The sequence below is a fragment of the Acidipropionibacterium timonense genome (assembly GCF_900605005.1).
Classification (GTDB): domain Bacteria; phylum Actinomycetota; class Actinomycetes; order Propionibacteriales; family Propionibacteriaceae; genus Cutibacterium; species Cutibacterium timonense.
In genome coordinates this window covers 942810-968731 of record NZ_LR027558.1, presented here as the reverse complement: position 1 = coordinate 968731, position 25922 = coordinate 942810, and the positions used below count along the sequence as shown (strand labels likewise).

22 protein-coding genes and 1 pseudogene are annotated in these 25922 nt (G+C 68.7%); 16 read left to right on the top strand and 7 right to left on the bottom strand.

Features of this window, described 5'->3' with window-relative positions; genetic code table 11:
- Nucleotides 1-131: 131 nt before the first annotated feature.
- Complete coding sequence (locus E0E30_RS13270) at nucleotides 132-2483, top strand: VaFE repeat-containing surface-anchored protein (RefSeq protein ID WP_167853886.1); 2352 nt, start codon at nucleotides 132-134, stop codon at nucleotides 2481-2483.
- 333 nt (nucleotides 2484-2816) lie between these two features.
- On the opposite strand, the gene E0E30_RS13620 is transcribed toward E0E30_RS13270, so the two are convergent.
- A complete protein-coding gene (locus tag E0E30_RS13620; protein ID WP_245306690.1) occupies nucleotides 2817-3014 on the bottom strand; it encodes a hypothetical protein in 198 nt (65 codons plus the stop codon).
- Here E0E30_RS13620 and E0E30_RS13615 point away from each other — a divergent pair.
- The 3 genes from E0E30_RS13615 to E0E30_RS04595 are packed head-to-tail and all read left to right on the top strand — an operon-like array spanning nucleotide 2929 to nucleotide 4615.
- Nucleotides 2929-3324 carry a class F sortase gene (locus E0E30_RS13615; protein ID WP_245306648.1) on the top strand — a complete coding sequence of 132 codons (396 nt, stop codon included), beginning with the start codon at nucleotides 2929-2931 and terminating at the stop codon, nucleotides 3322-3324. The genes E0E30_RS13620 and E0E30_RS13615 overlap by 86 nt on opposite strands.
- Nucleotides 3321-3491 carry a hypothetical protein gene (locus E0E30_RS13265; RefSeq protein WP_167853885.1) on the top strand — a complete coding sequence of 57 codons (171 nt, stop codon included), beginning with the start codon at nucleotides 3321-3323 and terminating at the stop codon, nucleotides 3489-3491. Before E0E30_RS13615 ends, E0E30_RS13265 begins: the two co-directional genes overlap by 4 nt.
- Nucleotides 3492-3535: 44 nt before the next feature.
- Nucleotides 3536-4615, top strand: coding sequence for a hypothetical protein (locus E0E30_RS04595; RefSeq protein WP_130865290.1), 1080 nt, complete (start codon nucleotides 3536-3538; stop codon nucleotides 4613-4615).
- Nucleotides 4616-4665: 50 nt separating this feature from the next.
- Here the strand turns inward: E0E30_RS04595 and E0E30_RS04590 are convergent, their stop codons facing one another.
- Nucleotides 4666-4890 (bottom strand): hypothetical protein, encoded by a 225-nt coding sequence (locus tag E0E30_RS04590; RefSeq protein WP_130865289.1) that lies wholly within the window; start codon nucleotides 4888-4890, stop codon nucleotides 4666-4668.
- On the bottom strand, nucleotides 4887-5162 hold the full coding sequence (locus tag E0E30_RS04585) for a hypothetical protein (RefSeq protein ID WP_130865288.1): 276 nt from the start codon (nucleotides 5160-5162) through the stop codon (nucleotides 4887-4889). The genes E0E30_RS04590 and E0E30_RS04585 overlap by 4 nt, the downstream gene beginning before the upstream one ends.
- 82 nt (nucleotides 5163-5244) lie before the next feature.
- On the opposite strand from E0E30_RS04585, the gene E0E30_RS04580 reads away from it, so the two are divergent.
- From E0E30_RS04580 to E0E30_RS04540, 9 genes are read left to right on the top strand one after another with little or no spacing between them, the layout of a single operon-like run.
- Complete coding sequence (locus tag E0E30_RS04580; RefSeq protein ID WP_130865287.1) at nucleotides 5245-5793, top strand: DUF6668 family protein; 549 nt, start codon at nucleotides 5245-5247, stop codon at nucleotides 5791-5793.
- A complete protein-coding gene (locus tag E0E30_RS04575; protein ID WP_130865286.1) occupies nucleotides 5793-6071 on the top strand; it encodes a hypothetical protein in 279 nt (92 codons plus the stop codon). The genes E0E30_RS04580 and E0E30_RS04575 overlap by 1 nt, the downstream gene beginning before the upstream one ends.
- On the top strand, nucleotides 6068-6760 hold the full coding sequence (locus E0E30_RS04570) for a hypothetical protein (protein WP_130865285.1): 693 nt from the start codon (nucleotides 6068-6070) through the stop codon (nucleotides 6758-6760). The genes E0E30_RS04575 and E0E30_RS04570 overlap by 4 nt, the downstream gene beginning before the upstream one ends.
- 9 nt (nucleotides 6761-6769) lie before the next feature.
- A complete protein-coding gene (locus tag E0E30_RS04565; protein WP_130865284.1) occupies nucleotides 6770-8329 on the top strand; it encodes a hypothetical protein in 1560 nt (519 codons plus the stop codon).
- Nucleotides 8322-9824, top strand: a complete 1503-nt coding sequence (locus E0E30_RS04560; protein WP_130865283.1) for an SCO6880 family protein — start codon at nucleotides 8322-8324, stop codon at nucleotides 9822-9824. The genes E0E30_RS04565 and E0E30_RS04560 overlap by 8 nt, the downstream gene beginning before the upstream one ends.
- Nucleotides 9821-11311, top strand: coding sequence for an ATP/GTP-binding protein (locus E0E30_RS04555; protein WP_245306501.1), 1491 nt, complete (start codon nucleotides 9821-9823; stop codon nucleotides 11309-11311). Before E0E30_RS04560 ends, E0E30_RS04555 begins: the two co-directional genes overlap by 4 nt.
- Nucleotides 11311-13071, top strand: coding sequence for a type IV secretory system conjugative DNA transfer family protein (locus E0E30_RS04550; RefSeq protein WP_130865282.1), 1761 nt, complete (start codon nucleotides 11311-11313; stop codon nucleotides 13069-13071). The genes E0E30_RS04555 and E0E30_RS04550 overlap by 1 nt, the downstream gene beginning before the upstream one ends.
- A complete protein-coding gene (locus tag E0E30_RS04545; protein WP_130865281.1) occupies nucleotides 13068-13964 on the top strand; it encodes a hypothetical protein in 897 nt (298 codons plus the stop codon). The genes E0E30_RS04550 and E0E30_RS04545 overlap by 4 nt, the downstream gene beginning before the upstream one ends.
- Nucleotides 13961-14341: a DUF4913 domain-containing protein gene (locus E0E30_RS04540; RefSeq protein ID WP_130865280.1), complete on the top strand. Its 381-nt coding sequence runs from the start codon at nucleotides 13961-13963 to the stop codon at nucleotides 14339-14341. The genes E0E30_RS04545 and E0E30_RS04540 overlap by 4 nt, the downstream gene beginning before the upstream one ends.
- A 12-nt stretch (nucleotides 14342-14353) precedes the next feature.
- On the opposite strand, the gene E0E30_RS04535 is transcribed toward E0E30_RS04540, so the two are convergent.
- Entirely contained in the window at nucleotides 14354-15496 is a 1143-nt protein-coding gene (locus E0E30_RS04535; protein WP_130865279.1) for a DNA cytosine methyltransferase, read from the bottom strand.
- 147 nt (nucleotides 15497-15643) lie between these two features.
- Here E0E30_RS04535 and E0E30_RS04530 point away from each other — a divergent pair, with 147 nt between their 5' ends.
- Nucleotides 15644-16777: a hypothetical protein gene (locus E0E30_RS04530; protein ID WP_210115773.1), complete on the top strand. Its 1134-nt coding sequence runs from the start codon at nucleotides 15644-15646 to the stop codon at nucleotides 16775-16777.
- Nucleotides 16778-17006: 229 nt separating this feature from the next.
- Nucleotides 17007-17351, top strand: a pseudogene (locus E0E30_RS04525) (ISL3 family transposase); the annotation flags it as partial.
- Nucleotides 17352-17661: 310 nt separating this feature from the next.
- Here the strand turns inward: E0E30_RS04525 and mobF are convergent.
- Complete coding sequence (gene mobF, locus E0E30_RS13745) at nucleotides 17662-21954, bottom strand: MobF family relaxase (protein ID WP_280953302.1); 4293 nt, start codon at nucleotides 21952-21954, stop codon at nucleotides 17662-17664.
- 358 nt (nucleotides 21955-22312) lie between these two features.
- Here mobF and E0E30_RS04515 point away from each other — a divergent pair, with 358 nt between their 5' ends.
- Complete coding sequence (locus E0E30_RS04515; RefSeq protein ID WP_130865277.1) at nucleotides 22313-22720, top strand: hypothetical protein; 408 nt, start codon at nucleotides 22313-22315, stop codon at nucleotides 22718-22720.
- A 751-nt stretch (nucleotides 22721-23471) separates the two neighbouring features.
- On the opposite strand, the gene E0E30_RS04505 is transcribed toward E0E30_RS04515, so the two are convergent.
- Both E0E30_RS04505 and E0E30_RS04500 read right to left on the bottom strand, forming a co-directional pair.
- Nucleotides 23472-24359, bottom strand: a complete 888-nt coding sequence (locus E0E30_RS04505; protein WP_130865276.1) for an ArdC-like ssDNA-binding domain-containing protein — start codon at nucleotides 24357-24359, stop codon at nucleotides 23472-23474.
- 261 nt (nucleotides 24360-24620) lie between these two features.
- Entirely contained in the window at nucleotides 24621-25889 is a 1269-nt protein-coding gene (locus tag E0E30_RS04500; protein WP_130865275.1) for an IS256 family transposase, read from the bottom strand.
- Nucleotides 25890-25922: the final 33 nt, after the last annotated feature.

The following is a 25922-nucleotide window of genomic DNA, read 5'->3' as shown; positions in this document are numbered from 1 at the left end:
TGCGGTCAGCAAGAATGAGGCTATCGGCGGGTGCTGTGGCCTTGGTGTCGGTGGCTATGGCGGTGGCTGTGCCATCGACTGCGCACGCCGACACGTACACGTGGAATGGGACGACGACCCACTACGTCGGCGTGAAGACGTCGGTCGGTGATGGCTGGGTCGGCTCGTACCGTCTCAACAACACCACGCGTGGCGGGACGGGCCAGTTCTACTGCGCTGATCCTGATCGTGAAGGTGCTTCTGCGGGCGGTACGTACGCGTCGCAGGGCAACACGGGCACGTGGTCGCGCGATGACAGCACAGCGTTGTCGCCCTCGACGATCGCCCAGCTCGCGTGGATTCTAGGAACGTGGGGTTCGACCACGAGCAACACGACCGCGGCGGCGGTCGACGCAGCCGTGTATGCGATTCAGGGTTACCCCAATTACCAGCTCACGAGCGGCTACGGTCTCGAACGCGCAAACGCTGCCGGGGTGACGAGCCTGGCCCAGCAGATGGTGACGATCGCGAAGCGACGAGCATCCACGGGCACGTACAAGCTTACGGTCGATATTCCCGCCGAAGTCGCTTTGAACAGCGGGTACAAGGCGACTGTGAAGCTGGTCAACGGTGCCGGTAAGCCCGTGGACGGCATGGACGTCACCATCAAGGATGGTCGCGGCCAGTCCGCGACGGTGCGAACCGGAATGGACGGCACCGCCACGGCCTCGTTCGGCACGCTCGACCAGCCGGCGAGGGTCACCGCTACGGTGAGCACGCCGCTGACGACGGTCAACTTCCTCAAGCCGTCCAATAGCGCGGCACAGCGGATTCTCGTGGTCGGTCAGTCGCAGACGCTCACCGCCAGTGACAGCGCGACCGTCCCAGCAACACCTACCCCGACTCCGACGCCTACGCCGACCCCGACTCCGACGCCTACGCCGACCCCGACTCCGACGCCTACGCCGACGGTGACGCCGTCGATTGGGACGACGGCGGTGGACAAGGCTGACGGGGATCACATGCTCGTGGCTGCGGGCGGGACGATCGTTGACACGGTCGCCTATCACGATCTGACGGTGGGCACGCAGTATCGGGTGTCCGGCGAGTTGGTGGATCAGACGACGGGCAAGGCGACGGGCGTGACGGGCACTGCCACGTTCACCCCGACGGCTTCGTCGGGCACGGTCCAGGTGTCGTTCACGGTCCCGTCCGGTTACGCGGGCCACGAGCTCGTGGCGTTCGAGACGGTCACCGATGGTGTCAAGATCGTCGCCGAGCACAAGGACCTGTCCGATCACAGCCAGACCGTGTGGGTCCCGAAGGTCGGCACGACCGCGGTCGACAAGACCGACGGAGACCACACGATTTCGATCAAGGGTGGCACGGTTGTTGACACGGTGAGGTATGAGGGTCTGGAGCCTGGCACCTACCAGGTGTCGGGTGTGTTCATGGATCGGGTCACGGGTAAGTCGACAGGGATCACTGGGACGGCGCAGTTCACGTCGACGGCTTCGTCGGGGACGGTGGATGTGACGTTCCAGGTGCCGGCCGGTACGGCTGGCGGGCAGTTTGTGGCGTTCGAGACGGTCTCGAAGAACGGCAAGGTCATCGTCGAGCACAAGGACCTCAAGGATTCGGATCAGACGATCTGGCAGTCGACGATTGGGACGACGGCCACCGATCAGGCTGATGGGGATCACATGATTCTGGCTGCGGGCGGCACAGTGGTGGACACGGTCCGCTATGAGGGTCTTCAGCCGGGCCGGCAGTACACGGTCTCCGGTGAGCTGGTCGATCAGGTGAGCGGGAAGCCGACCGGGATCACGGGGTCGGCCCAGTTCACCCCGACTGCCTCGACCGGTACGGTCCAGGTGTCGTTCACGGTCCCGTCGGGCTATGCCGGCAAGGCGCTGGTGGCGTTCGAGACGCTCACCGATGGTGTGAAGATCGTGGCCGAGCACAAGGACTTGTCCGATCACAGCCAGACCGTGTGGGTCCCGAAGGTTGGTACGACCGCGGTCGACAAGACCGATAAGGACCACACGCTGGCGCCGACGGGTGGCACGGTCGTTGACACGGTCCGCTACGAGGGTCTTCAGCCGGGTGTCGAGTACCGGGTCTCGGGTGTCCTCATGGACAAGGCCACGGGTAAGTCGACCGGGATCAAGGGGTCTGCCCAGTTCACCCCGGACACGACGTCCGGCACGGTGGACGTGTCGTTCACGGTCCCGTCCGGCTATGCCGGCAAGGAGCTGGTGGCGTTCGAGACGGTGACTGCTGGCGGTAACCAGGTGGCGTCGCACACCGATCTGGCTGATGCGGCTCAGATGGTGTCGGTGTCTCGGCCGGCTCCGTCGGGTGGTCATGCTGCCGCGTCGGGTGGCGGGATTCACACCGGTGATGTTCCTGGTGGGGCTGCGGGCCTGACTGGGGCAGGTATCGCCGTGGTGGCCGTCGGTGTGCTCGGTGGCACGTGGGCGGTGCGTCGTCGTCGTTCGTGACGGCGTGACAGACGGGCTCGGGCGGCGTGGAAACCCGCCCGGGCCGGGCTCCTGCGGCGATCCTCCTTTCACAACCATGCCGTGGGAATCGGGCGGGCGGCGCGGTCTTTTGCCTAGACGGACTGCGCCGCCCGCACCGTGTTCAACGAGTTGACAACGACTTGACGAGGAGGGGTTGATGATGCGTCGGCCGGGCTGGCTGGTGTGGGCGTTCGTGGCTGTGGCGGTGTGTGGCGCGGTCCTGGTGTGGGCGGGTGTGCGGCATGTGCCGGCGGGGTTGGTGCGCGTGGACGGGGTGTTGGAGGTTCCGGCGGCGCGCACGGCCCATGATCCTCATCCGTCGCTGGTGGGGCCGACGGCGGCCCCTTCGGGTGCAGCCAGGTCTGCTGGCTGGCAGGTGCTGGTGCCGGCGGCGGGTATCCGGGCTGATGTGGCCGGGGCGTTGGTGTTGAAGGGTGCGGCGTGGTGGCCGCCGGAGGACTCGTTGGGTCGGGCGGGCCAGTCGGCCCCGTTGGGGTCGTCGTCGGGCACGACCACGTTGGCTGGGCATGTGTGGGTGGGTCAGAGCCCTGGTGTGCTGGCGCGGCTGCACCAGGTGGTGCCCGGCAATCTGGTCGAGCTGGTGGACGGGTCGGCCAGGTCCCGGTTCGTGGTGACTGATGTGGAGCAGGTGGCCCGTGACCGGCTTCCGGGCTGGGTGTGGCGCACTCGTGAGGGGGCCCGGCGTTTGGTGTTGGTGACGTGTGCGGGGCGGGCTGTGGACGCCGATGGGCACCGGGTGTGGTCTCAGAACCTCATCGTCACCGCTACCGCCCTCGGTCAGCAGGAGGGTGTGAGGTGAGCGTGACGGCTGTGGTGGTCCTGCTGGTGGGGGTCGACGTGGTGCTGGCCGCCGGTGGCTGGCTGGCGCGTCGGTGGCCGCAGGTGTCGTTGCCGGTGGCGGCTGGGGCGGGTTTGGGTGGCGCTGGCGTGGTGCTGATCGGCTGCCTGGTCGGGGGTGTGCGGTGACGGAGGCGATGGTGGCGTGGGCGTGGCGGGCCGATGTGCCGGACATGGCGGCGCGCATGGTGTTGGCGTCGGTGGCGTTGTTGGCTGATGAGACGGGGGTGGCGGTGGCGTCGCGGCCTACGTTGGCGTCGATGGCCAGGTCGTCGACGGCCAGTGTGGGGCGCACGGTGGCCCGGTTGTGTCAGGACGGCTGGCTGGAGCGGCAGGCCCGGCGGATGGGGAACCGTCAGGGGGCGACGTGTTGGCGTCTGGGACGCCGATTCATGGCGCTGCGACCCGCCGTAGAGTCCGAGGGTGGGGCCCCGGCTGTGGTGTCGGGGTCGCAGCGGCGGGGGCGGGCCGGAGGGCAGGTGGTGTTGGCTGGCGGGTCGGGTGATGTGTTGACTGGTGCCGGGCTGCGTGCGGTGTTGCGGGCGGTGGCGGCCGACGGCTGGGATTGTGAGGAGGCGGCGGGGTTGCCGGCGGCGATCATGGCGACCGCGTCGACGCGGGCGGCGTGGGTGGCGCGCCGTCGGGCCGGTCACGCCACGACCGCCGAGACGGTGGCCGATCTGGCCACAGCGTTGTGGCTGGTCATGCGCCAGCAGCCGGGTCAGGTGGCGGCGGCGGCGAATCCGTGGGGGTATGCGGTGACGGCGGCAGCCCGGCAGGTCGCGGCCGCCGACGAGCAGGATGCGGCACGCCGGGAGGTCCTCGACTGCCCGGAGGACCCATCGGGGCCGGCGCCGTGGGAGCAGTCGAGTGGACCGGTGCAGGTGAGCCTAGAGGATCTCATGGCGTCGTCGTCGGTCGGCTACCGGCGTCTGGTGCAGGTGTTGTGTGGGGCCGGTGTCGCCGAGTCGTTGGCGTGGGCCGGGACGTGCCGGTGTGCCCAGCTGGCCGCCGATCATCACGCGGCGGCCCGGCACACTGCGGCACGCCGGGATGCCCGGCTGGCCGGGCTCGGGTTGAGTCCGGATGCGGCGAGCGCCTGGATGAGTTTGCTGGTGGGTACCCGTCGGGGCGGTCCGGCCCGCTCGGTGCTGTTGCGGCTTCGGGCTGGTGAGAGGGTCGAGTCCGACCCGCAGGTGGCCCGCTGGCTGGCGACCATTGTGGCGTGCACGGCCTCGGGGGTGGCGGCGTGAGCGGGCGTGCAGCGTCAGCCGATCATGGTGATCGGCTCACGGTGAGGCGGCTAGTTGTCGTCGTCGAGGGTCCAGGGGCCGGTGCAGGTGAAGCAGGTGACGTCGCGGCGCCACAGTCGGGCGCCGTCGATCTGGCGGCGGGCGGCCAGGGCGGCGTCGTGGTCGATGTACCAGGCCAGGTCGGCCGGCTGGAGGTCGCTGGGGTATCCGGGCCGGGTGGTCAGGACCCATACCGGGCAGGTGGTTTCGTCGAGTTCGGGCTGGGGGCCGGTCATGGCCGCCGTCCTGTGGTGCCCGGTTCGGTGATGGTGCCGTCGGGGTGCAGGTTGATGCTCCAGGTGCCGTCGGGGTCGACCAGGTGGGCGCTCAGGGGCCGACGGAAGTGGCCGGCGAGGGCGATGAGGCGGCCGCGTGCCAGGGTGCGGGCGGCCTCCAGGGTGGGGGCGGTCCAGGTGGCGTGGGCGCCGGCGACATCGAGGCTGACATCGGTGCCGTCGATACGGCAGGTGATCGGCGGCCAGCCGCGGTCGTGGCGGGTGCGGGCCATGAGCGGTGGTCCTTTCGGGCAGGGGCGTGTGTCTGGGGTGTGCAGCCGGGTGTGCACACCGGGGGTGGAAGGGAGGCACACCATGAATCCGTGGGTCACTGTCGCCGACGAGCCGGCCCCGGCCTTGGTCGAGGTGGAGCGTGGCAGCCAGGTCACGTGGACCAGTCAGCCGGGCGTGCCGGCCCCCGCTGATCCGTTGGGGCATCGAGGTGTGTGGTCGGGCGGCCTATGGGTGCTGGGCGCCCATGGTGGGGCCGGCGAGTCGACGGTTGCCGCCATGACCCGGTGGCGTCCGGCCGGCCACCTGTGGCCGGTGGCTGTGGGTGCTCTGGCCCGTCCTGCCGTGCTGGTGGTGGCCCGCTCGAACGCGCACGGGCTGGAGGCGGCCCGGGCCGCGGCGTGTCAGTGGGCGGCCGGGGACCTGGCCTGCGACCTGGCCGGTCTCCTGGTCATCGCGGACGCCCCGGGCCGTCTGCCGGTGCCGCTGCGGCATCTGCGGGACGTGGTGGCCGGCACCTACCCGCACGCCTGGCATATGCCGTGGCTGCCGCCGTTACGGCTGGGCCAGCCCTGCCCGGCACCCCCTGTTGTCGGGCAGATCGCCCGAACCCTGGATGAGAGGACCGCATGATGAGTGCCCTGTCGACCCTGACCCTCCTGCCGCTCAAGGTGGCGCCGATTACCCCGACGATGCCGCCGGGCATGGAGAAGTTTCACCAGTTCCTCAACTGGGGTGCCGGGATCGTCACGATCCTGTGCGTGCTCGGGGTGATCCTCGTGGCTGGCCGGATGGCGATCCAGCATCACCGCGGCCAGGGCGAGGAGGCCGCCGGTGGGCTGGGCTGGGTCATGTTCGCGTGTGTCCTGGTCGGGGCAGCCGTCCAACTCGTCAACTGGATGATCGGATGAGCTCGCCGACGTGGCGGCGGTGGCGTCGTGCCGGGTGGGTCGGGGTGGCCATTGTGGCCGCCGCGGCCGTCATGGCGCTCTGGTCGCTGGCCGAGCAGCATGACAAGGCGGCGCCGGGCGCCGCGGCGGGCACGACGGCATCCGCCCCGGCAGCCTCAGCCTCGACCCGTACGGGGGCTTGCGGGGTGCCGGCCGGGGACCAGAGGGTCCCGACGAGTGGGCCGTTGACGGCCCGGATCGATGTGGGGCACGGGGTGTCGGTGCCCTCGATCGACGGGGTGGGCCCGGCCCGCGTGGGCGGTGTGTCACACTGTTTCGCGCACTCTCCGACCGGCGCCCTGCTGGCGGCCGCGAACTTCCTGGCCTGGAACGAGCCGGCCGGTAACGCTGCCCTGAAGCAACTGCTGTACCCGAACGCCGACGCCGAGCGGATCATTGCCGCAGCCGCCGACAAGCAGGCCCAGCCGGCCACCCAGATCGTGGGCTTCCAGATCAGCCGGGTCGACGCCGACCAGTACCAGGTGACCCTGGCGTTCCAGCTCGACGGGGTGACCGCGGCCTGGCCCATGGCTGTGCGCTGGTCGGCGCCCCGGGACGACTGGGGTGTGGTCGCCCCACCGACCAACACGTCACCGGTCACCCATGTCAATGATCTGTCGGCGGCCGGATTCATCAGCTGGCAACCCTGATAGGCGAGCATGTGCAATTTTTGGGACCCGAAGTGTCAGGTCGCCGAGTTCGTCCAGGGCAGCATTTCGGACGGCCTGGACGCCATGGCGCACTCGGTGGCGCAGGCCGCCAACACGTTCCTGGTGGACTTGGGCGCCGGATGGGTGAAACTGCCCAGTCCGGCGCTGCGGGCCGCCTCGGGCCCGGTCGCCTGGGCTCAAGGGTTCGTCGGCCCGTGGGTCGGGGCGCTGCTGCTGATCTCGGTGCTGGTCGCGGCCGCCCAAACCGTGTGGACCCGCCGCGGCGCACCCTTGGGTGAACTCCTCAAAGCCGCCATGCGTACCGTGGCCGTGTCCGGCGCCGGGATCGTGGCCGTCCAGCTGCTCATTGATGCCGGAGACGAGTTTTCCTCCTGGGTCATCACCAGCTCTGGGCAGAACGACAAGTTCGCCTCGACCTTGGTCAACGTCGCATCGGTGGGCCAAGCCGCCGGCGCCATGGCACTGATCGGCACCGGCATCATCGCCATGCTCATCTCGGTGGTGCAGATGGGCCTGATGTTCCTGCGCGGGGCGGCGCTCATGGTGCTCGTCGTGCTCTGGCCGCTCGCGGCCGCCGTGTCCTCAACAGCCCGTGGCAGACAGTGGTGGGACGAGTCGCTGGGCTGGATCATCGGGTTCCTCGCCTGGAAACCGGTGGCGGCGATCATCTACGCCATCGGCATCCGGGCCGTCGGCACGAGCGGCACCTCGACCTCACCGACCTACCAACTCGTCATGGGCCTGTGTGTCCTCGTCCTGGGCCTGGTCGCGCTGCCTGTCCTCGTCAAGACCGTCGGGCCGTCCGAGACCAGCAGCGCGGCCGCCGCCGGCGGAGCCACCATGGCGGCGGCTGGGGCCGCAGCCTCCGGGGCTATCCAAGTGGCCGCCATGGCCTCGACCGGTGGAGCCTCAGCGGCCGTCACCGGAACCAAAGCGGCCAAGGGCGGCACGGCCGCCACCGGCGCCCTGGCCGCCCCGACCGGCCACACCAGTACCAGCGCCGCCGCTGCGACAGGCACCGGCCAGCCAGCCGACAGCGACGGGGCCACCATCGTGCCAGAAGGGACCGGCACTGCCGCACCCACAGACTCGACCACCCCTGCCAGCCCGGTGGGCGCCGCAGGCGGAGCCGACGGACCTGGCCCGGCACAGGCCACCGGAGCCGAACCCCCTGGCGGCGCCGGAGCGGCCGGCTCAGTCAGTGGCGCCACACTGGCAGCAACAGCCAGCGGGGCTGGATCGGCTGGGGGCGCCAGCGGTGCTGGATCGTCGTGGACTGCCAGTGGCGCCGTACCGGCAGGGTCGCTTGGTGCGGCAAGTGGTGCTGGACCGACTGGTCCCACCGGATCTGCGGGTGGGTCGGTGGCTTCGGGTGCTGACCCTTCGGCGGTGCCGGGCCCAACTGGTGGCCCGGAGGCCGCCGGTGCGGCACCGGCACCGGCGGCGGAGGGCCGGTCGCCGATGCGGATGGTCGGTCAGGGCGTTGAGGTGGCGGGCCGTGTCAGGGATGCCGCGTCGAGGGAGTCGGGGGGTGCTTTGGATGTCTGAGGGGATGTATCGGCCGAGGACCTATGGCGGGTGGCATCGTCCGTCCACGACGGGTATTGCCGGGCTCTCGTCGTTGGCGACGGGTGTGTTGTTGGGCACGGTGGTGGTGACGGTGTTGGTGCAGCGGCGTGCCGGGATTGTTGGGGCGCTGGTGGTGGCGGCGACCGGTGCGGCAGTGGTGGCGGCGATCTCGGTGCGGGACGCCGATGGGCGCACGATCGGAGAGCGGGCGATGGGCAGGATCAACTGGTGGAGGACTCGGATGTCTGGGTCGCATGGGTACCGGTCGGGTGCGTTGGGTCGGACCCGGTGGGGTACGTGCCAGTTGCCGGGTGTGTTGGCGCCGTCGACGCTGTTGGAGGCCCAGGACGGCTATGGGCGGCCATTCGCGATTATTCGGGTGCCGTCGGTGCGGCACTATGCGGTGGTTTTCGCTGCGCAGCCTGATGGTGAGTCCTTGGTGGACCCGTCGCAGATTGATGTGCAGGTGGCCCGGTGGGGTCAGTGGCTGGCCGGGTTGGGTGAGGACCCGTCGATTGTAGGTGCCAGCGTGTGTGTGGAGACGGTTCCGGACACGGGCCGGCGGTTGCGCCGTGAGGTCGAGACACATGTGGATGAGTCGTCGGCGCAGATTGCTCGGGAGATGATGGATGCCATTGTGGCGGAGTTGCCGGTCGGGTCGGCGCAGATTCGGGCGTGGGTGACGGTCACGTGGACGGCGACGACCCGCGGCGGGCGGCGTATGGAGGCCGACGAGATGTGTCGGGACATCGCGGCGAAGGTGCCGGGCCTGTCGCAGGGTTTGGGTGGCACGGGTGCCGGGCAGGTGGTGCCGGTGGATGCGGCACGGCTGGCTCAGATGGTGCGGGCCGCCTATGATCCGGCGGCTGGCCCACTGTTCGAGGATGCGGCGGTGGCAGGCCAGCACGTCGAGGTGGATTGGGCGCAGGCTGGGCCGATGTCTGCGGTGGAATCCTGGGACCACTACGTGCACGACTCGGGGCTGTCGGTGACGTGGGAGATGAATCGGGCCCCGTCGGGGCTCGTGAGGTCGGCGACGCTGGCGCGGCTGTTGGGTCCGGATGCTGCGGTGCCCCGCAAGAGGGTGACGGTGTTGTATCGGCCGGTCGATATTGCCCGCACGGCGGCGGTGGCCGAGGCCGGGGTCAATCATGCGCTGGTGCGGGCCCGGTCGACCCACGACCCGTCGGCGCGCGTGTTACGGGCCCGGGATGAGGCGATCAAGACGGCGGCCGAGGAGGCCGCCGGTGCCGGGCTGGAAGACTTCGCCATGCTGGTCACGGCGACGGCGAGCCCGGATGTGTACATGCCGGATTTGGTGGCGACGGTCGAGTCGTTGGGTGCGGCGTCGCGGGTGCGGCTGCGCCGGGTGTACGGGTCGCAGGCGGCCGCGTTCGCCATGGGGTTGCCGGTGGGCCTGGTGCCGTCGGCGCATTCGGATGTGCCTGAATTCTTGCGCCGGTGGGCTTCATGAGGACCCGCAGGACGGCCGCGGCGGCCCCGACGGTGCCGCGTCCGGGTGCCCGGGGCTGGACAGGGCCGGGTGCGGGCCGCATGGTGGGCTGGCAGACCCCGCCCTCGTGGCGGGGCACGTCAGTTCAGGTGTGCGGGTTGTGGCCGTGGGTGGCCGGCTCGGGCACCCCGATGGTGGGGGTGCCGATGGGCCGGCACCTGTTCACGGGGGCGACGGTGTGTTGTGACCCGCTGAGCTGGTATCAGCGGGCCGGTCTCATCTCGAACCCGTCGGCGTTCGTGTTGGGGCTGCCCGGGCTGGGTAAGTCGTCGACAGTGCGGCACATGCTGCTGGGTTTGGCCGCCTACGGGGTTCACGGTGTGGTCCTGGGCGATCTCAAACCCGACTATGTCGACCTGGTCAAGGCGTTGGGTGGCCAGGTCATCTCGATCGGCCCGGGACGCGGCGGCCTCAATCCGCTCGATGATGGCGGGGCGATCGCCGCGGCCCGCCGGATCGGCGGTCAGGCCGGCCGGGATTTGCTGGCCGAGGCCCGATCCCGCAGGCTCACGGTGTTGGCCGCCCTGGTGCAGATCACCCGCGGGGTCGGCGGGCATGTGACGGACCGGGAGACGACGATCCTGGACCGCTGTCTGGATCACTGGGACACCGGCCACGACCAGCCGCCCGTCCTGGCCGACGTGCTCGACATTCTGCGTGCCGGGCCGCCCCCGGTGCGTCAGGCCGCGTTGGATCGGGGCGACCAGAGTCGATACCTCGACCGCACCGAGAACCTGGAGGCCACGTTGACGGCCCTGGCCGGCGGCACGTCGGGCCAGATTTTCGCCCGGCCGACGAGCCAGCCGATGCGCCTGGACCGGTCGGTGGTCTTCGACGTGTCCTCGATCGGGGCCGCCTCAGCTCAAATCAAGGGTGCGGTGCTCATGGCCTGCTGGTCCTACGGGTTCGGGGTCATCGAGACCGCGCAAGCCTTGGCCGCCGCCGGGCTGGCCTGCCCGCAGCGTCATCTCATTGTCATGGACGAGTTGTGGCAGGTGCTGCGGGCCGGTGCCGGCATGGTCGACCGGGTCGACGCGCTGACCCGACTCAACCGGAACATGGGGGTGGGCCAGGTGATGATCACCCACACCATGGCCGACCTGGAAGCGTTGGCCACCGACGATGACCGGGCCAAGGCCAAAGGATTCGTTGAACGGTCCGGCATGGTTCTGGCCGGCGGGCTGCCGCGCGAGGAGATGGACAAACTCACCGGGGCTATCGCCCTGTCCAGCATCGAGCAGGACATGCTCACCTCGTGGACCGATCCGCCCACCTGGGACCAGACCGCCCTGGCGCCGGGGGATGAACCGGCCCGGCCCGGCCGCGGCAAGTTCCTCATCAAGGTCGGCGGGCGTCCCGGCATCCCCGTCGGAGTGCACCTGACCGGTGTCGAAGTGTCCAGTGCCATCAACGACACCGCGAAACTGTGGCATGACGGGGCGGCGTGATGCTGGCCCGCCTGTGGCGTGACGAGCCGGCCGCCGCTCTGGCGCTGGTCGGCTCCATCACCGTCTTGTCGGTATTGGCGATCCTGGATGTGGGCATCCATGTTGGCTGGGCGGCCGCCGGCGGGTCGGGGTATCCGGCAACCAACCCGTTCGCCCTGCTCGGGCAACTCGCGTCCGGTCAACTGCGCCCGCCCACGGCGGTGTGGGCCATCACCGCCGGCATCGCCCTGGTCGTCGCCGCCGTGGGCGCCGGCGTGTGGGCGGCGACCCGCGGCGGCCGGGCCGCCACTCGCCGCGGCGACCGGGCCGCGAGGCTCACCGGCAGGCGCGCCGAAACCGCCTCGATCAACCGCGCCGAGGTCGCCGCGAAAGCCTCCAGGCTGGGCGTCGATCCGAAGACCCATCCGGGGCTGCCCATTGCCCGGGCCGTGGCCGACGGCCGGCCCCTGTGGGCGTCTTGGGAAGACGTCGTCGTCGACATTTGGGGTCCGCGACGCTCCAAGACGACCGCCCGGGCCATCCCGCTCATCCTGGCATCCCCCGGCGCCACCGTGTGCACATCGAACAAGCCTGACATTCTCCTGCCGCCGCTAGCCTCCCCGGGCAGTCACACCGATGTCCGACTGGCGTTGGCTCAGTCCAAGCCCGGGTCACGGACCTGGGTGTTCGATCCGCAGACCATTGTCGGCGAGCCCCAACATTTCTGGTGGGACCCGTTGACGTTCGTCACCGACGCGACGACCGCCAAGACGCTGGCCGAAGTGTTCGTCGACGCGACCCGCCAAACCAGTGCCGGACGGCAAGGGTTCTTTGAGTCCGCCTCCACCCAACTCTTGGCCGACATGCTGTTGGCGGCCGCGAAGTGGCCGGCGGCCATGGCCGCCCGCGGCAAAGATCCCCGCCGGGTGCCGCTGACCCGAATCCATCAATGGCTGTCCGATGAGACCGACACCGAGCCGGTCGAGATTCTGCGGGACGCCGGGTGCACCGCGGTCGCCACCCACCTGGACAGTGTGCAAGGACTCGTCCACGAAACCCGCTCGGGCGTCTATGGTGGCGCAGCCGATGTCGCCTCGTTCCTGCTCAACGAGACCGCCAACGCGTGGGTCACCCCGCAGCCGGGGCTGCCCGAGTTCATCCCCGAGGCCTTCGTCATCTCGACAGATGCGCTGTTCCTGTTCAGCCAGGAAGGCCCAGGCTCGGCCGCCCCGGTCATGACCGCGCTCACCGTGGCCGTCACCGAAGCCGCCGTCCGTGCGGCACGGGCCGCCGGAGGCCGGCTTCCCGTGCCCATGACCGTCGTGTTGGACGAGGCCGCCAACGTGTGCCGGTGGCGGCGGCTGCCCGACATGTACTCGTTCTATGGCTCCCACGGCATCTGTGTGACCACGTTGTTGCAGAACTGGGCCCAAGGCGAACTCGCGTGGGGCCGTGAGGGGATGCGCAAACTGTGGTCGGCGGCCAACGTCAAGGTGTACGGCGGAGGTGTCGACGACGACACCTTCCTCGAATCGTTGTCCAGGGGGATCGGCGACCACTGGGTCACCACCTACTCCTCGTCCAGCTCACGGCAAGGCCGATCCAGCTCGTGGAACGCCGAAGGCTCCCAACGGCGTATCGCCACCGTCGCCGACCTGAGAAACCTGCCAACCGGCCGGGTCTGGGTGTTCGCCTCCGGCGCCACCCCCGTCCTGGCTGCCCCCGTGCCGTGGTGGAAAGGCCCCCACGCCGACACTCTCACCCGAAAGGACCGGTCATGACGAACCCCCTCGAAGAAACCGACCAGAGGGTCGCCGAGCTCATCCGCGGCATCCACCGCTTCCTGCTCGACGCGGCCCGCTACGGCCGGCCTGTCAACCGCGCAACGCCGAGGGTGTCGGCGCAACACAGACCCGTCGGGCCGACCAGCCGGCCCGGCGAGGACCCCACCCAGCCGGCCCGATCCCAACCAACCGTGTCGGAAGAACAGTCGCCCACCACCCCCGCCACCGAGACGGTCAGCCCTGCCGACGACGACGGCTACCGGTATGCGCAGGCCCGGGCGGCCGCCACGGCGGCCGGGGACCGGACCGCCATGGACCTGGAAGCCCTGTACGGCGTCGACGGTATCGACCTGGCACGTCTCCATGACGAGGTGCTGGCCGAGTCCGATGACTGGCGCGACCAGGCCATCTCGGAGCAGGCCTGGGCCGACCGGTACGAGACGGCAGCCGACGCGCTTGAGGCCGACCAGGAGGACACCATCGTCCTGACCGGCCAAGACGCCGGCCTCCTGCGCGACGGCGACACTGTCGGCGTTGAGGGGCAAGACAGCATCGACCTGGCCCGGCACGACGACGGCACCCTCGTCGACACCACCACCGGGGAAGTCGCCGACACCAATCCCGTCGAGCTGGAGACCCGGGCCGAGGCGGCTGCGGCCTCCGAAGCGGCCGACATGGCCTGGGACAGTGCCGAACGACGTGCCGCGTGGGCCGCGCAACTCGCCGGGACCGTGGACGCGGAAACCGCTGAGGCCGCGGTCATCGGTGACCTGGGACGAGTCGAGCCGCCGTCGGCCGGAGTCGCACTCGACGGCAAAGCCCCGGTGCGGCGCCGTCCCGTGCGGCCGCGCCCGCGAGCCCGCACCCAAACCGCCAGGATCAGCCAGTGAGCGTCGACGCCGGCCAGCCGGCCCAGCCGTACTACTTCCAGACTCTCGACCAGTTCGTCGCGTTCATCCGGTCGATCTATCAGCGACGCACCGGACGCAACACCGGCCAATGCTGGTGCCCAACCTGGTGGCGGCACGCCGAAGCCGTCTACCGGTTCGACGCCCTGTGGCGGGCCTGGGAATCCCTACGGATCAACCGGCCCGACACCGGGATCATGGACTGGCTCGTCCAATACGCCGACCCCACCATGGCCGTCCTGTTGTCGTCGAGTGGCCCGTTCCGGCGCTGCTCGAACGAACGCGGCCACCAGGAACCCAAGCCAGGCGAGGACACTCTGGAAGCACTCCCCCGCCCCGACGAGGCGCAGAGCCGCTGAGAAGGAGACGGATTATGCAGCGATGGCGGGGTGTAGGTATCCGAGTTGGCTCATGAGGGCCCGCACGACGGCCTTGCCAAGTTCCAGTGGAACGGCGTTGCCGAGCTGGCGTTGCACGTCTGCTCGGGTTCCCTTGATCTTGAAATCATCGGGAAACGACATCAGCCGCAGCATTTCGTTGACACGAAGCCGGCGGGCCCGTTCCTCGCCGGATGCCGTGACGACATTTTCCCAGTGGAAGGGGCCAACCCATGGTCCTGGCTGGGCCTGGAGTGTTGTGGATGGACGGTCGGGGTCGAGGCGCAGCAGAAACGTCCAGTATCGGCTGCGCCACGCGAAGTGGTTTCGACCTCCGTAGCGTTCTGTATGCCACAGATAGTTTTGGCCGGGGGGAATCTCTGCGGCCAACTGTCCATAGGTGCCGTCGACGATGTCTTCGTCGGTCACGGCTGCCAGTCGTGGGAGTCCTGCGAAGGCTTGCGCGGCTGTGATGTGGGGAGTCTTCGTCGTGTCAACTGCGTGGCTGTGCTCGCTCCACCCGGAGTGGGTGGGCTCGGGGAACTCGAACTTCTCTCCGTCGCGGCGGCCGACGACGAACACCCTTCGGCGTAGCTGTGGCACGCCGTAGTCGGCTGCCAGGAGAACTTTCCACTGAGGGTTGTAGCCCAGGCCGCCCAGACCCCTCAGGAGTCGCTCGAACTGGGCATGGTGCGTCTTGTATGTCAGGCCTTGGACGTTCTCCAGGATGAAGGCTTGCGGGCGGGTGTCCCGCACGACGCGAACATACTCGTCCAGAAGTGAGGCGTTCGGATCACGGCTCTCGCGTTTCTGCTCAAGCCAGAATCCGGATTTTGAGAACGGAGTGCACGGGGGACCCCCGACGACCAGGACAGGTTCGGTGGGTGCTAGCCCGGCGGTGGCGAGGATCTCATCGGTGGTGACCTGCCGAATGTCACCGGTCACGGTGCGTGCCGACTGGAAGTTGGCGGTCAGGGTCTGTAGTGCGAGGTCGTTGTAGTCCGTCGCGACGCGCACCCGAAGGAGGCCGCTTCCGGTGTCGGTGGCGGCCAGGGGCTCGGCGTCGGCCCGCTCGACCGCGAGGTCCAGTCCCCCGGCTCCGGAGAACAGACTCACCACAGGAAGCTGCTCACCCATTGGTCCTCCCATCCGTTGGCGGCCGTCGCCCGCTCGTGAGAGGGCACGGTGCTGTCAAGTATCGTCAGGACGAGTCTGCCAGTCGCCAGTGACATCCCACGACTGTCTTGGCCGACGCCACGCAGATCTTGACACAGGGGAGGCACTGTGACCGACGACTTGATCGCTCGACGTGCGCTGGGCGAGGTGTACAGGGTCAGCAATCGAGTTGACCTCCACACGTTCCTGCTTCATGCGGTAGAAGCGTCAGGCGGGCACGTGCTTTATGCGAGCGCCGAGGACCGGGCCCCTGTGTTCCTTGGCGTTCAGCTGGACTCGGACGAACGAATCGGGATGCTCGTGTATCCCTTCAGAATGACTCATAATACCATTCGGAACCGGCCAGCCGATGAGGTGAGAGGCCAGTTGCGGTACGGGGCGGAGGCGAGTTGGCAGGTCGATCATCCGGTCGGTCGAGACATTGCTGGCGTTGACGTCACCATGATTCTAGGCATCGACATCTCAGCCGGCGTCATCCTAGGATTGGATGCTAATCTATGGGACCCGTTGCCGATGGGCATTTCCTTCTACGCGAAAGAGTCGGACATCGAGCGAGCTCGCCACGACGGCTGGCACGTGTGGGAGAAGGTCAACAAGGGCGGAACGAAACGAACCGAGGCTCGCTCACCGCTTCATTTGGAGACTGTGGTCGCCTTCACGCCAGATCGACTCATCGATTACGCCCGCCTGGAGCGGCGCGCCACATCCCTGCACTTGGATCCTCCACTACGGTACGCCGCTGCCACCTCGATGGCCGATCGGTCACGTGACGACGAGCATCCTCACAGGCATGTGCTGGAAACGCAGTTCGCGTTGTCGAGCCAACAGATCCTGGACATCATCGGAGGACGCAAACGGCTCTCGGTAGCCGTACGTGGCGGGGTCGCCGAGTACCACTTGGAGCACTACTTGGCTGCGGCGCCGGGAGTCGCCTCTGTCGTGCGTCTGGACATGGACGCCATGCATGACTTCAACGTGACGCTCGCGAGTGGACAGATGCTGCGGGTCGAGTGCAAGAACGCCAGTCCGAAGCGATCCGCAAACGGACACTTCAAGGTGGAAGTGCAGAAGACCCGCTCCTCCAAAGGTGATCCAGCCTCTCGTTTCTATGTGGTTGACGGTTTCGACGTCGTCGCGGCATGTCTCTTTTCAGCAACCGGGCGGTGGGAGTTTCGTTTCGGCCGAACAGACCAGATGGCGCGCCACAAGATTTTCCCGACCGCCTCGCACCTATCCAAATAATTACTGACGACTGGCCAGACAATTTGGTCGACTTGACGCGATAGGCAGACAGCCCGACACGCCGTGCGCCGTCATGACAACCGGCTCTTCAGGATCCAGGGTGTAGTTGTGACTTGACTGTGTGAGAGTCTGCTGTAGTTGGCCTGTGGGGCCGGGGTGCGTGGGGGGAGGACCCTGCGCGAGGATCGGAGTGTCTTAAGTCCCGTCCTCGTGAATCGCAAGGTCCTCCATGAACCACGCTACCTTCGGCGCCCCCGACCTGACCACATTCGCCCGTCTGGACGAACTCGGTCTGGAGGTCACCGGCCAGCTGATCAGTGACGAGGAGACGGTCCTGGCCTGCCGGGTCGTCGCCCCCGACGACTGGTGCCACTGGTGCGGATGCCAGGGGGTCCCTCGTGACACGGTGATCCGCCGGCTGGCCCATACCCCGATGGGCCACCGGCCCACGATCCTCCGGATCCGGGTGCGCCGGTACCGGTGCACCGGCTGCGGACACGTGTGGCGCCAGAACACCGACCAGGCCGCCCAGGCCAGGGCGAAACTGNGGCGACGACGCGGCAGGCCAGCACTGCCTTGTGCGGAAACAAACACTGACCGACTGCTTGTAGGCCCAGGTCATCCAGGCCGGTGAAGGTGGTCAGGTCGGGGTCGCTGAAGGTAGCATCGAACACGTCGAGGTCTTTCGGATGGCTGTGTGAGAACTTCCATCCTCGGAAAACCTCGACGCCTATCCCGGCAGCGACACACCCACCCCGGCCCGCTCAGGTGAACACGGCACCTACACCCTCGTCTGGGAAGAGCCGCCGAAGGACCCCGGGAACTCTCCTGGTCCATGGGCAGGTCCGCCCCATGCCGGCTCAGGTAGGAGGTGTGGTGTCTGGTTACTGGTGGTGGCCGCGGTGGGGGGTATTGGTGGGCGTGGGGGGTCGTGGCGGGTTGAGGGTTGGTGTGGTTTCTGGGGTGGTGAGGGTGACGTGTCCTGGTCCGGTGGGGATGGGGAGGGCGGCGATGGCGGCCATTTCGTCGTAGGTGTCGGTGTGGTTGGCCGGTGGGGGTGTGGGTGCGGGTTGGTGGCGTTGGGTGGACATGAGGGCGCGCAGGGTGTGGAGGTCGACGGCGGGGTCTGTGGGTAGTGCGGTGTCGGCGCGGCTTGCTGGGGGTAGAGCGTGGTCGGGGTCGGTCCAGTTGAGGAGTTGACGGTAGGTGGCGATGCGGCCGGCGAGGGTGTGCCAGGTGTCGCGTTGGGGTGTGTGGGCTGGTGGGAGGGGTCCGAGTTCGCGGGTCCAGGCGGGTGGGGTGGTTTGGTTGGCGATCCAGGCGCCGGCTTCGGCGAGTCGGGTGTCGATGGTGGTTTGCCAGGTGCGCAGGGTGTCGCGGTGTTGGTCGGGTAGGTGGGGGTCGTTGGCGATGGGCAGGTAGTGGTCCCATCGGGGTCTGTCGGCTAGGGCGAGGTCGGGTTGGTGGGCTCGGGCGGTTTGTTCGGTTTCGAGGGTGTGGAGGCGTGTGGCGAGTTGGTGGATGGTGATGCGGTCGGTTTCGTCTCCGCGGAGGTGGCGGGCTCTGGCGTCAAGGATCGCGGCGCGGCCGCGGCTGGTGTTGGCGAGGCGTTGGGCTTCTTCTTGGAGCCGGTCGTGAGGGGCCATGTTGGCGCGCAGCTGGATTTCGCTGTCGAGTTCGGCCAGGCGGGCGGTGAGGGTGGTGCGCTGTTGGGTGAGGGCGGCCAGTTCCTGGTCGAGGTCGGTGAGGGTGTGGGCGGCGGCTTGTGTGGCGGGTGTGAGTCGTTGGCCCGGCTGGTTGAGGGTGTGGAAGGCGGTCAAGGCGGCGTCGCGGCGGGCGAGGGTTTGGGTGTGGAGGTCGGCTAGGCCCTCGCGTGTACGGTCGAGGTCGGCGCGGTGGGTGGCTAGGGCTGTCTCGTCGAGGTCGCCGTGGAGGCGTTCGGCCCAGGAGGGGCGGATGGTGCCGTCGGTGAGGGTGACGGGGTGGGGGTCTCCGGGCCCGTTGGTGGCGCCGGCGAGGGCGAGGGTGAGGGCGTCGTGGTGGGCGCGCAGGCTGGTGATCATGACGGCGAGGTCGTGGTTGGACAGTGCGGCCATGTCGGGGTTGGTGCCGGCGGCGCGGGCGGCTTGGATGTGTCCGGCCATGGTGGCGGCGATGAGGAGGGCGTCGGGGTGGGGTTGGTCGGCGAGGTCGGTGGCGGCTAGTCGGGCGAGGGTGGTGGTAGATAGGCCGGCTCGTTCGCCGGCGCGTAGTTGGTTGTAGACGGCGCCGGTGTGGGCCAGGCCGTGGAGCCGGATGCCGGCTCTGGCGCAGGCGATGGTGTAGCGCAGGGCGTCGTAGCCGTTGGCGAGGTCGCGGGTGGCGCGGATGAGGTCGCCGGTGTTGGCGGTGGCGTCGAGTTGGTGGGCGATGATGTGGTGTGCGGAGGCGGCTTGGGGGGCGCGGGCGACCATGGCGGCTAGGACGGTGGCGGCTTCCTGGTCGTTGTGGGTGTCGGCGACCCAGACCTGGTTGTTGATGCGGCCGCGGGTCATGGCGGGGTAGGCGGCGGATCGGTCGGCGCGGCCGCTGGTGAGGTAGTGGGCGGTGTCGACGGTGCTGCCTTGGGCGCCGTGGTTGGTGACGGCGTAGCCGAGTTCGACGTGGTGTTGGACGTAGCTGGCGGGCAGGGTGATCAGGTGTCCGTGGGTGTCTTGGGCCTGGACGGCGCCGTCGACGGTGACGGCGATGACTTGCCAGCGCATCCGGTTCTTCACGGTGGTTTTCCGGTCGGAGGCGATGAGGGTGGGGGCGTTACGGCGGGTGACGATGAGGTCGCCCGGTCCGATGGTGGTGTCGTCGGCGAGGGTGGTGGTGTGGGTGCGGTCGGTGAGGAAGCCGTGGTCGAGGAGCCAGGTTTGGGCGGCTTGGTTGAGGTCGGCGACGTCGGCGTGGGTGTCGGCGATCATGAGGCAGTCGTGGACGTCGGTGAACCGGTCGGTGGCCCATTGGGTGACGATCCGGTGGATGAGGGTCTGGCGGCTGGCGCCGTGGACGCGTCCTTGGTTGATGTACCAGGTGGCGTCGCCGTCGCGCAGTTTGAGGGAGGCGATGGCTTCGTCGGCGTAGTCGAATCGGTGTGCCACGGTGAGGCGTGCCGCTCCGGTGGCGGCGGTGACCAGGGACATGGCGCCGCCGGCGGCGACGGGTCCCAGTTGCCGGTCGTCACCCAAAGCGATGACTTGCGCGCCGGCTTGTCGTGCGTCGGCGATGACCCGATCGAGGTCGCCGGTGGCGGCCATGCCGGCTTCGTCGATGATGATGAGGTCGCCGCGGCCCAGCCCGGTTGCGGCCGGGTTAGCGGTCCAGGCGGCGAGGGTGCGGGTGGTGTCGGCATGGATGCTGCGGCCGAGGTCGGTGGCGGTACGGGCGGCGGTGGCGAGGGCGTGGACGTGGACTCCGGCGCGGTGTGCGGCGTCGGAAATGACGGCTGCCGCCGTGGTTTTCCCGGTGCCTGCGGGCCCGATTCCGACGCTGAGGAGCCGGTCGGTGCTGGCGAGTTCTCGGGCGAACGCGCGTCCGTCTTCGTCCATCCATTCGGGTGCGGCGGCGAGGGCTTCGCTGATCGCGTCAGGGGTGATGGCGCCGAGCACGAGGTCGCGGGAGGCGGCGACGATCCGGTCCTCTGCGGCAAGGATCGCGGCGCTCGTGTAGAGGGTGTGGTGCGGTTTGACGTACACGCTCAGCCCGTCGGAGGCGCGTATGGCGGCCGGCAGGTCAGGGATTCTCGCGGCCGGTGTGATGGCGATGCTGTGTGTGCCGAGGGCCGTTTCGATGACGTTGTTGCGGACCGTTTCAGGTACCCCGGCAGCCTGTTGTGTGGCCCACCTGTTGACGGCTGCCTCGACGTGGTGACGTCCCCAGGTCGCATGATCGTGCGACACAACGTCGACGATCTGGCGGGCGATGGTGTCGACGTTGACGGTCGCCGGGGTGGCGGTGAGCGGCACGAGATGGGGCTGTTCGACCATCCGATCACGCCACGATGCCTGGAGCTCGTCGAGTCGATGCGGTCCCGCTTTCGGTGTCCTCGTTTCGAGGGTGGCCTGCTGCGCCAGGGCGTAGCTGGCGGCCCGATCGGGGGCGTGCCCGTGCGCCTGCGCATACTGGAGTTCGAGGACCTTGGTGCGGGCGGTGATGGCTCCGCGGCGGGTCGAGAACGCGTCGATCTGCGCGTCAGTGACCCCAGCCAGTTCCACCACCGGCTGCTTGTGCGCGCCCAATGATCGCACTCTCGTGGCCCAGCCGGCAGCATGAACCTGGTCGGTCAGCGCCCGGTTGTACACCTCAGATGCGGCCACTTTCCACCGGTACAGGAGGGCGGCGTCGATGGTGCGCCAGTGTCCGTCGGCGTCACACACACGGTTCGCGATGACGACATGGTCGTGCAGTTGCGGGTCCCCACTACGGGAGTCCCAGTGCCGGAATCGGGCACCAACCAGGCCGGTGACATCGACCGTGGCGACCCCGTCGGGACCCTTGCGAGTGAACAACGAGTGGGTCTCGATGTACCGCAATGCCTCGCTGATCGCGGCCTCATGCCACGACTCGATGAGCTTCCTGGTTGGTGCATCCGCGGCGGCCCACATGACCGAAAAGCTCTTGGGAACCGAGAAGGTGTGGTCGAATCCGGCGACCGGTTGCCGCCCGCCCAGGCGCGTGTCAGCGGCAGCATCGTGGCCCTGGTCCATGAGGTATCGGCGTGCTGCACGCTGGCCTGCGGCGATCCGATCCATGACCGTCAGCTCGTCACCGATGGCGGCCCGGGCTTTGCGCAACTCGTAGCGGAACGCCCCGGCCAGACGCTCATTGCTCGGCTCGAACTGGTAGAAGCATCGGCCCAGAGATGCCTGCTCCATGGCGCGTTCGGCGCTGCCTCCGGCCTCGATGACTTGGCCGATGATCCGATCGGCATCGGGGTGCATGCCCATCCCGAACAGTGACGTCATCTGGTTCTCGCTGACCGTCCCGGACACGCCGAGCGCCTCGGCGCCGGACCCGATCCACACCCCATCTGGGCACCCTGACGCCGTGTAGTAGCCCTGCATCGACTGGCCGTTGCGCTGCCGATCGGCACTGACGGTCTGGTCGTACAGGTAACGAAACCCGTCCCCCGCCGAGACCTTTGACAGCGACATCACGGCCCCATCGTAAGCCACCGGGAAGACGGCACACCGCGAAAACCGCAAATGTCGACAAAGAATGCACTAGGTGTGTTGGCGAATGGTGACGTATCACTGACGTCTTGAGGGTTGCTGGGTGTGCGGGGTCTGGGGTTGTCCACGGTCCGTCAGGACGGTGGACAACCCCCCGTCTGTGGACGGTGGCTGGTGTGGTGAGCGTGGGTGCTGGGTCTTCGGCGGGTGTGTGGGCAGGCCGTGGCCTGGGGCCATCGGGCTGTCCACACACCCGCCGGCGCGCCGTTGGGTGTTGCGGGGTGCGATGATGGGTGTGTGGCTCGATGGTTGATGTCGGGCGGTCGATGCGTAGGGGGTCGTGGTGTCGTCGGTGGCGATGAGGAAAGCGCGTGAGCGGGCGTCGCGGTTCGCTGCGCGTGAGAAGCAGCTGGTGGAGTTGGCGGCGTCGTTCGAGACGGCCTCGGCCCGTGAGTCCCAGGTGCGTGCAACGTTTGAGCGTCGGCGCCGTGAGTTGGAGGCGGCGGAGGCGTCGGCGCTGGGTGCGGCGCGTGCGTCGGCGGCGCGTGTGGTGCACGCGATGTGTGACGAGCTCAAGGTGAGTCGGGCGGAGACGGCCGAACGGTTGGGGATCGACGCCGGAAGACTGCGTGAGTATCTGGCCTGTGAGGTCGAGCCTGTCCGTGCCGAGGTCAGGCCGGAGGATTCGCAGGACTCCTGCGATGCGCAGGACTCTGCCGGTGGGGATGATGGGCAGTCCTGGACGTAGGCCGTCGGCCGTCCTGGTTGCGGCCGCCGGGTCTCCGGCGGTCGTCGAGCGGTACTGGTCGTTTGTGGCGGCGCCGTCGCCTGGGTGGTCGTGTTGGCAGTGGTGCGGTGCCCTGTCGGGTCGTGGGCATGGCCGGTTCTGGGTGGGCGGCGGTCGGGTGGTCATCGCGCACCGGTTCGGGTGGGTGTTGGCTCACCCTGGTGAGCCGGTGCCGCCGGTAATCTGTCACGAGTGCGACAATCCGGGATGCCAGAATCCCGGTCACCTGCACGCGGGGTCACTGTCGAGGAATCGGCGGGAGTATGTGGCGCGGGCCGGTGTTCCTGGCTCGCCGCTCAATGATGTGCGCGGACCGTTGGGCCGGTCGCGTGCGTTGCGTGAGGCGGCGCGCCATCGTCTGGATGTGGGTGAGGCTGTGGCGGCGGGACTGTCGGCGTTGGATCGGTACCAGGGGACGTTGTGGTGACAGCGGGGCCGGCGCCGGCTCCGCTGTCGGGTGTGGTGTTAGCCGAGGGCGGCGGTCTTGCGGGCGCTGATCATGCCGGGGGTGAGCGTGGCGTCCGCGTCGAGCTGCCGCGCGTGACCGCGTCGGGCGGCTGTTGGGTTGGTGTCCTGGAGCGCCGTGACATGTGGCGAGGGGATCGGCGAGCCGTCCGGTAGCCGGTCACGGTCTGGGGTCGGCGTCGACGCCGACCCGGGTGGGGTGCCGGGACATGGGTCCGCCCCGGAGCACAAGGCCCCGGGGCGGCGGTCAGGCGGCGAGCTCGGCGCCGGCGTGGCTGGCCTCGATGATGTCGACGAGGTGGCGGGCCGTGGTCAGGATGGTTTCGGCGGTGGTGATGAGGACGTCTTGCTCGGCGTTGGCGGCCCAGCCGGCAACGTAGCCGGTGGAGTAGTCGGAGGTGTCGAGTCCGAGGGTGGCGGCGGCAAGGTAGGCGGTGCTTTCGGCTTCGACTTCGAGGCGGCCACGGTGGAGGGCGGCGGCGGTGCGGTCGGTGTGCAGGAGTGCGTGAGTGGCTTCGTGGAGCATGGTCTTTGCGGTGTGGGCCTCGGGGATTCCGGCGGCGATGGTGATCGTGTGGTTCTCGTGGTCGGTCAGTCCGTGGGTGTTGTGTGGCAGGGGGGCGCGGGTGATGGTCCAGCCTTGGCCGGTGAGGTATGCGTCGATGGCGTCGATGATGCCGGCGGGGTCGGCGCCGGTGAGCTGGGGCAGGCTGGGGGCGTCGGGCATGGCGTCGACGCCGTCGATGGGGTCGGTTTGGTCGATGTCGAACACGGACACGGGGAAGAACACGACGCCGGGGCGGCTGGTGTTCTCTTCCTCGTCGGTGTCGTCGTCGTCGGCCGGCCGGACGGACCGGCCGCCGAGGATGCGGATTCCCTTTTCTCCGCGGCGGACTTGGCGGCCTTGGGCCTGCCAAGTGCGGTAGCCGGCGACGAGGGACGCGGTCGGGCACTGTGCGACGATCAAGGCGAGGTTGTGCACGGAGTAATGGTGGAACTTGGCGGCCATGTCAAGCCATGCCTGCCATGCTTCGGGCTGCCGCCAGGCGTTGACCTGCTCGACAAACTGGGCGTGGAGCTGGTGCATCTCGGCTTCACGTGCGGCCTTCTTGGCGGTGCTGCTCTTGCGGTTCATCGTGTCCTCCGAGGTTGGGAGCCGTGGTGACTGGTGGTGTGGCCAACGGGGGCTGGTGCCCCGTCATTTTTTTGTGCCTTCTCGGCGCGGGAATCACGACGGGGTTGAAGGGTCGGAGTGCAACTCGTGGACCCCGGTACCGCAGGAAGTTTCCGGGGCCGGAGGCCCGAGCGAAGCGAGCCCGTAGGGCTGGAAAGTTCCGAGGACACGCAAGGGGGTCAAGTCCCTTTGAGTGGTGTCACTTCGTCTGCTGGGTGGGGGTCAGGCGGTGAGGTGAAGTTGGGGTCTGGTGGCGTCGTGGTGGTCGGTGAGGGTGTGGATGAGTTTGCGCATGGAGGTGTCGGAGAAGTAGCGGCGTTCGCCGTACTGCCATTCCTCGTGCTGTTCGATCAGGACGGCTCCGATGAGGCGGGTGACGGACTGGCGGTCGGGGAAGATCTGGACGACGTCTGCGCGGCGCTTGATCTCGCGGTTGAGCCGCTCGATGGGGTTGTTGGACCAGATCTTCTGCCAGTGCTCCCTGGGCAGGGCCGCGAAGGCCGTCAGGTCGGCCTCGGCGTCGGCGAGCATGTGGGCGATCTCGGGGAAGGAGCCGGTCAGGGAGTCGGTGACCGCTTGGTACTGGGCGGTGACGGCCTCGGGCGTGGTCTGGGCGAAGATTGTGGAGATCAGCGCGTTCACGGGCTTGGAGCGCGCCGACCCCAGGCGCTGGGTGACGTTGCGCGAGAAGTGCACACGGCACCGCTGCCAGGCCGCTCCCGGCAGGATCGCCTTGACCGCGGCCTTCAGGCCGGCGTGGGAGTCGCTGGTGACCATCGCGACCCCAGCGGGGTCCGCCGGAGAGGCGACCTTCAGGCCCCGCTCGCGCAGGGAGCGCAGGAAGCTTGTCCAGAAGTCGGTGGTCTCGGCGTCCCCCAGGCTGATCCCGAGGATCTCGCGGCGCCCCTGACCGGAGACGCCGGTGGCGACCACCAGGGCCTGGGAGACGACGCGGCCCCGCACCCTGACGTCGAGGTAGGTGGCGTCCAGGAACAGGTAGGGGAACCAGGTGTGGTCCAGGGGTCGGGTCAGGAACTGCGCGACGGTCTCGTCGATCTCGGTGCAGATCCGCGAGACCGTGGAGCGGGAGATGCCGGTGTCGTTGCCCAGGGCGCGCACCAGCTGGTCGACCTTGCGGGTGGACACGCCGTCGATCCAGGCAGTGGCGATCACGGCGTACAGGGCCTTGTCGACCCTCCTGCGTGGGGACAGTAGGGACGGGAAGAACGACCCCTCCCTCAGCTTGGGGATCGCAAGGTCCACCTCGCCGGCTGGAGTGGCCAGCGTCTTGGAGCGCGTCCCGTTGCGGCGGGTCGTGCGCTCCCGGGTGCGCTCGTGCGGGGCCGCGCCGATCCTCGCGGTCGCCTCGGCGTTGATCAGGTCCTGCAGCCCCGCCTGCAGCATCCGTCGGAACACGTCCGAATGAGCGAGGTCGGGATCGGTCAGGACTTCCTGAATCAGCGCGGACAGGGCAGACTGGTTGTGGGTCATCGTGAGATCACTTCTTTGCTTCTTGCCGGAAAC

Excerpts from the sequence above, each read along its gene's own strand:
- E0E30_RS04595 (WP_130865290.1), top strand. The coding sequence starts at position 3,536 with ATGGCGGCGCGCATGGTGTTGGCGTCGGTGGCGTTGTTGGCTGATGAG.
- E0E30_RS04570 (WP_130865285.1), top strand. The coding sequence starts at position 6,068 with ATGAGCTCGCCGACGTGGCGGCGGTGGCGTCGTGCCGGGTGGGTCGGG.
- E0E30_RS04590 (WP_130865289.1), bottom strand. The coding sequence starts at position 4,890 with ATGACCGGCCCCCAGCCCGAACTCGACGAAACCACCTGCCCGGTATGG.
- E0E30_RS04560 (WP_130865283.1), top strand. The coding sequence starts at position 8,322 with ATGTCTGAGGGGATGTATCGGCCGAGGACCTATGGCGGGTGGCATCGT.
- E0E30_RS04585 (WP_130865288.1), bottom strand. The coding sequence starts at position 5,162 with ATGGCCCGCACCCGCCACGACCGCGGCTGGCCGCCGATCACCTGCCGT.
- E0E30_RS04550 (WP_130865282.1), top strand. The coding sequence starts at position 11,311 with ATGCTGGCCCGCCTGTGGCGTGACGAGCCGGCCGCCGCTCTGGCGCTG.
- E0E30_RS04505 (WP_130865276.1), bottom strand. The coding sequence starts at position 24,359 with ATGAACCGCAAGAGCAGCACCGCCAAGAAGGCCGCACGTGAAGCCGAG.
- E0E30_RS04580 (WP_130865287.1), top strand. The coding sequence starts at position 5,245 with ATGAATCCGTGGGTCACTGTCGCCGACGAGCCGGCCCCGGCCTTGGTC.
- E0E30_RS04545 (WP_130865281.1), top strand. The coding sequence starts at position 13,068 with ATGACGAACCCCCTCGAAGAAACCGACCAGAGGGTCGCCGAGCTCATC.
- E0E30_RS04565 (WP_130865284.1), top strand. The coding sequence starts at position 6,770 with ATGTGCAATTTTTGGGACCCGAAGTGTCAGGTCGCCGAGTTCGTCCAG.
- E0E30_RS04575 (WP_130865286.1), top strand. The coding sequence starts at position 5,793 with ATGAGTGCCCTGTCGACCCTGACCCTCCTGCCGCTCAAGGTGGCGCCG.
- mobF (WP_280953302.1), bottom strand. The coding sequence starts at position 21,954 with ATGTCGCTGTCAAAGGTCTCGGCGGGGGACGGGTTTCGTTACCTGTAC.
- E0E30_RS04555 (WP_245306501.1), top strand. The coding sequence starts at position 9,821 with ATGAGGACCCGCAGGACGGCCGCGGCGGCCCCGACGGTGCCGCGTCCG.
- E0E30_RS04535 (WP_130865279.1), bottom strand. The coding sequence starts at position 15,496 with ATGGGTGAGCAGCTTCCTGTGGTGAGTCTGTTCTCCGGAGCCGGGGGA.
- E0E30_RS04500 (WP_130865275.1), bottom strand. The coding sequence starts at position 25,889 with ATGACCCACAACCAGTCTGCCCTGTCCGCGCTGATTCAGGAAGTCCTG.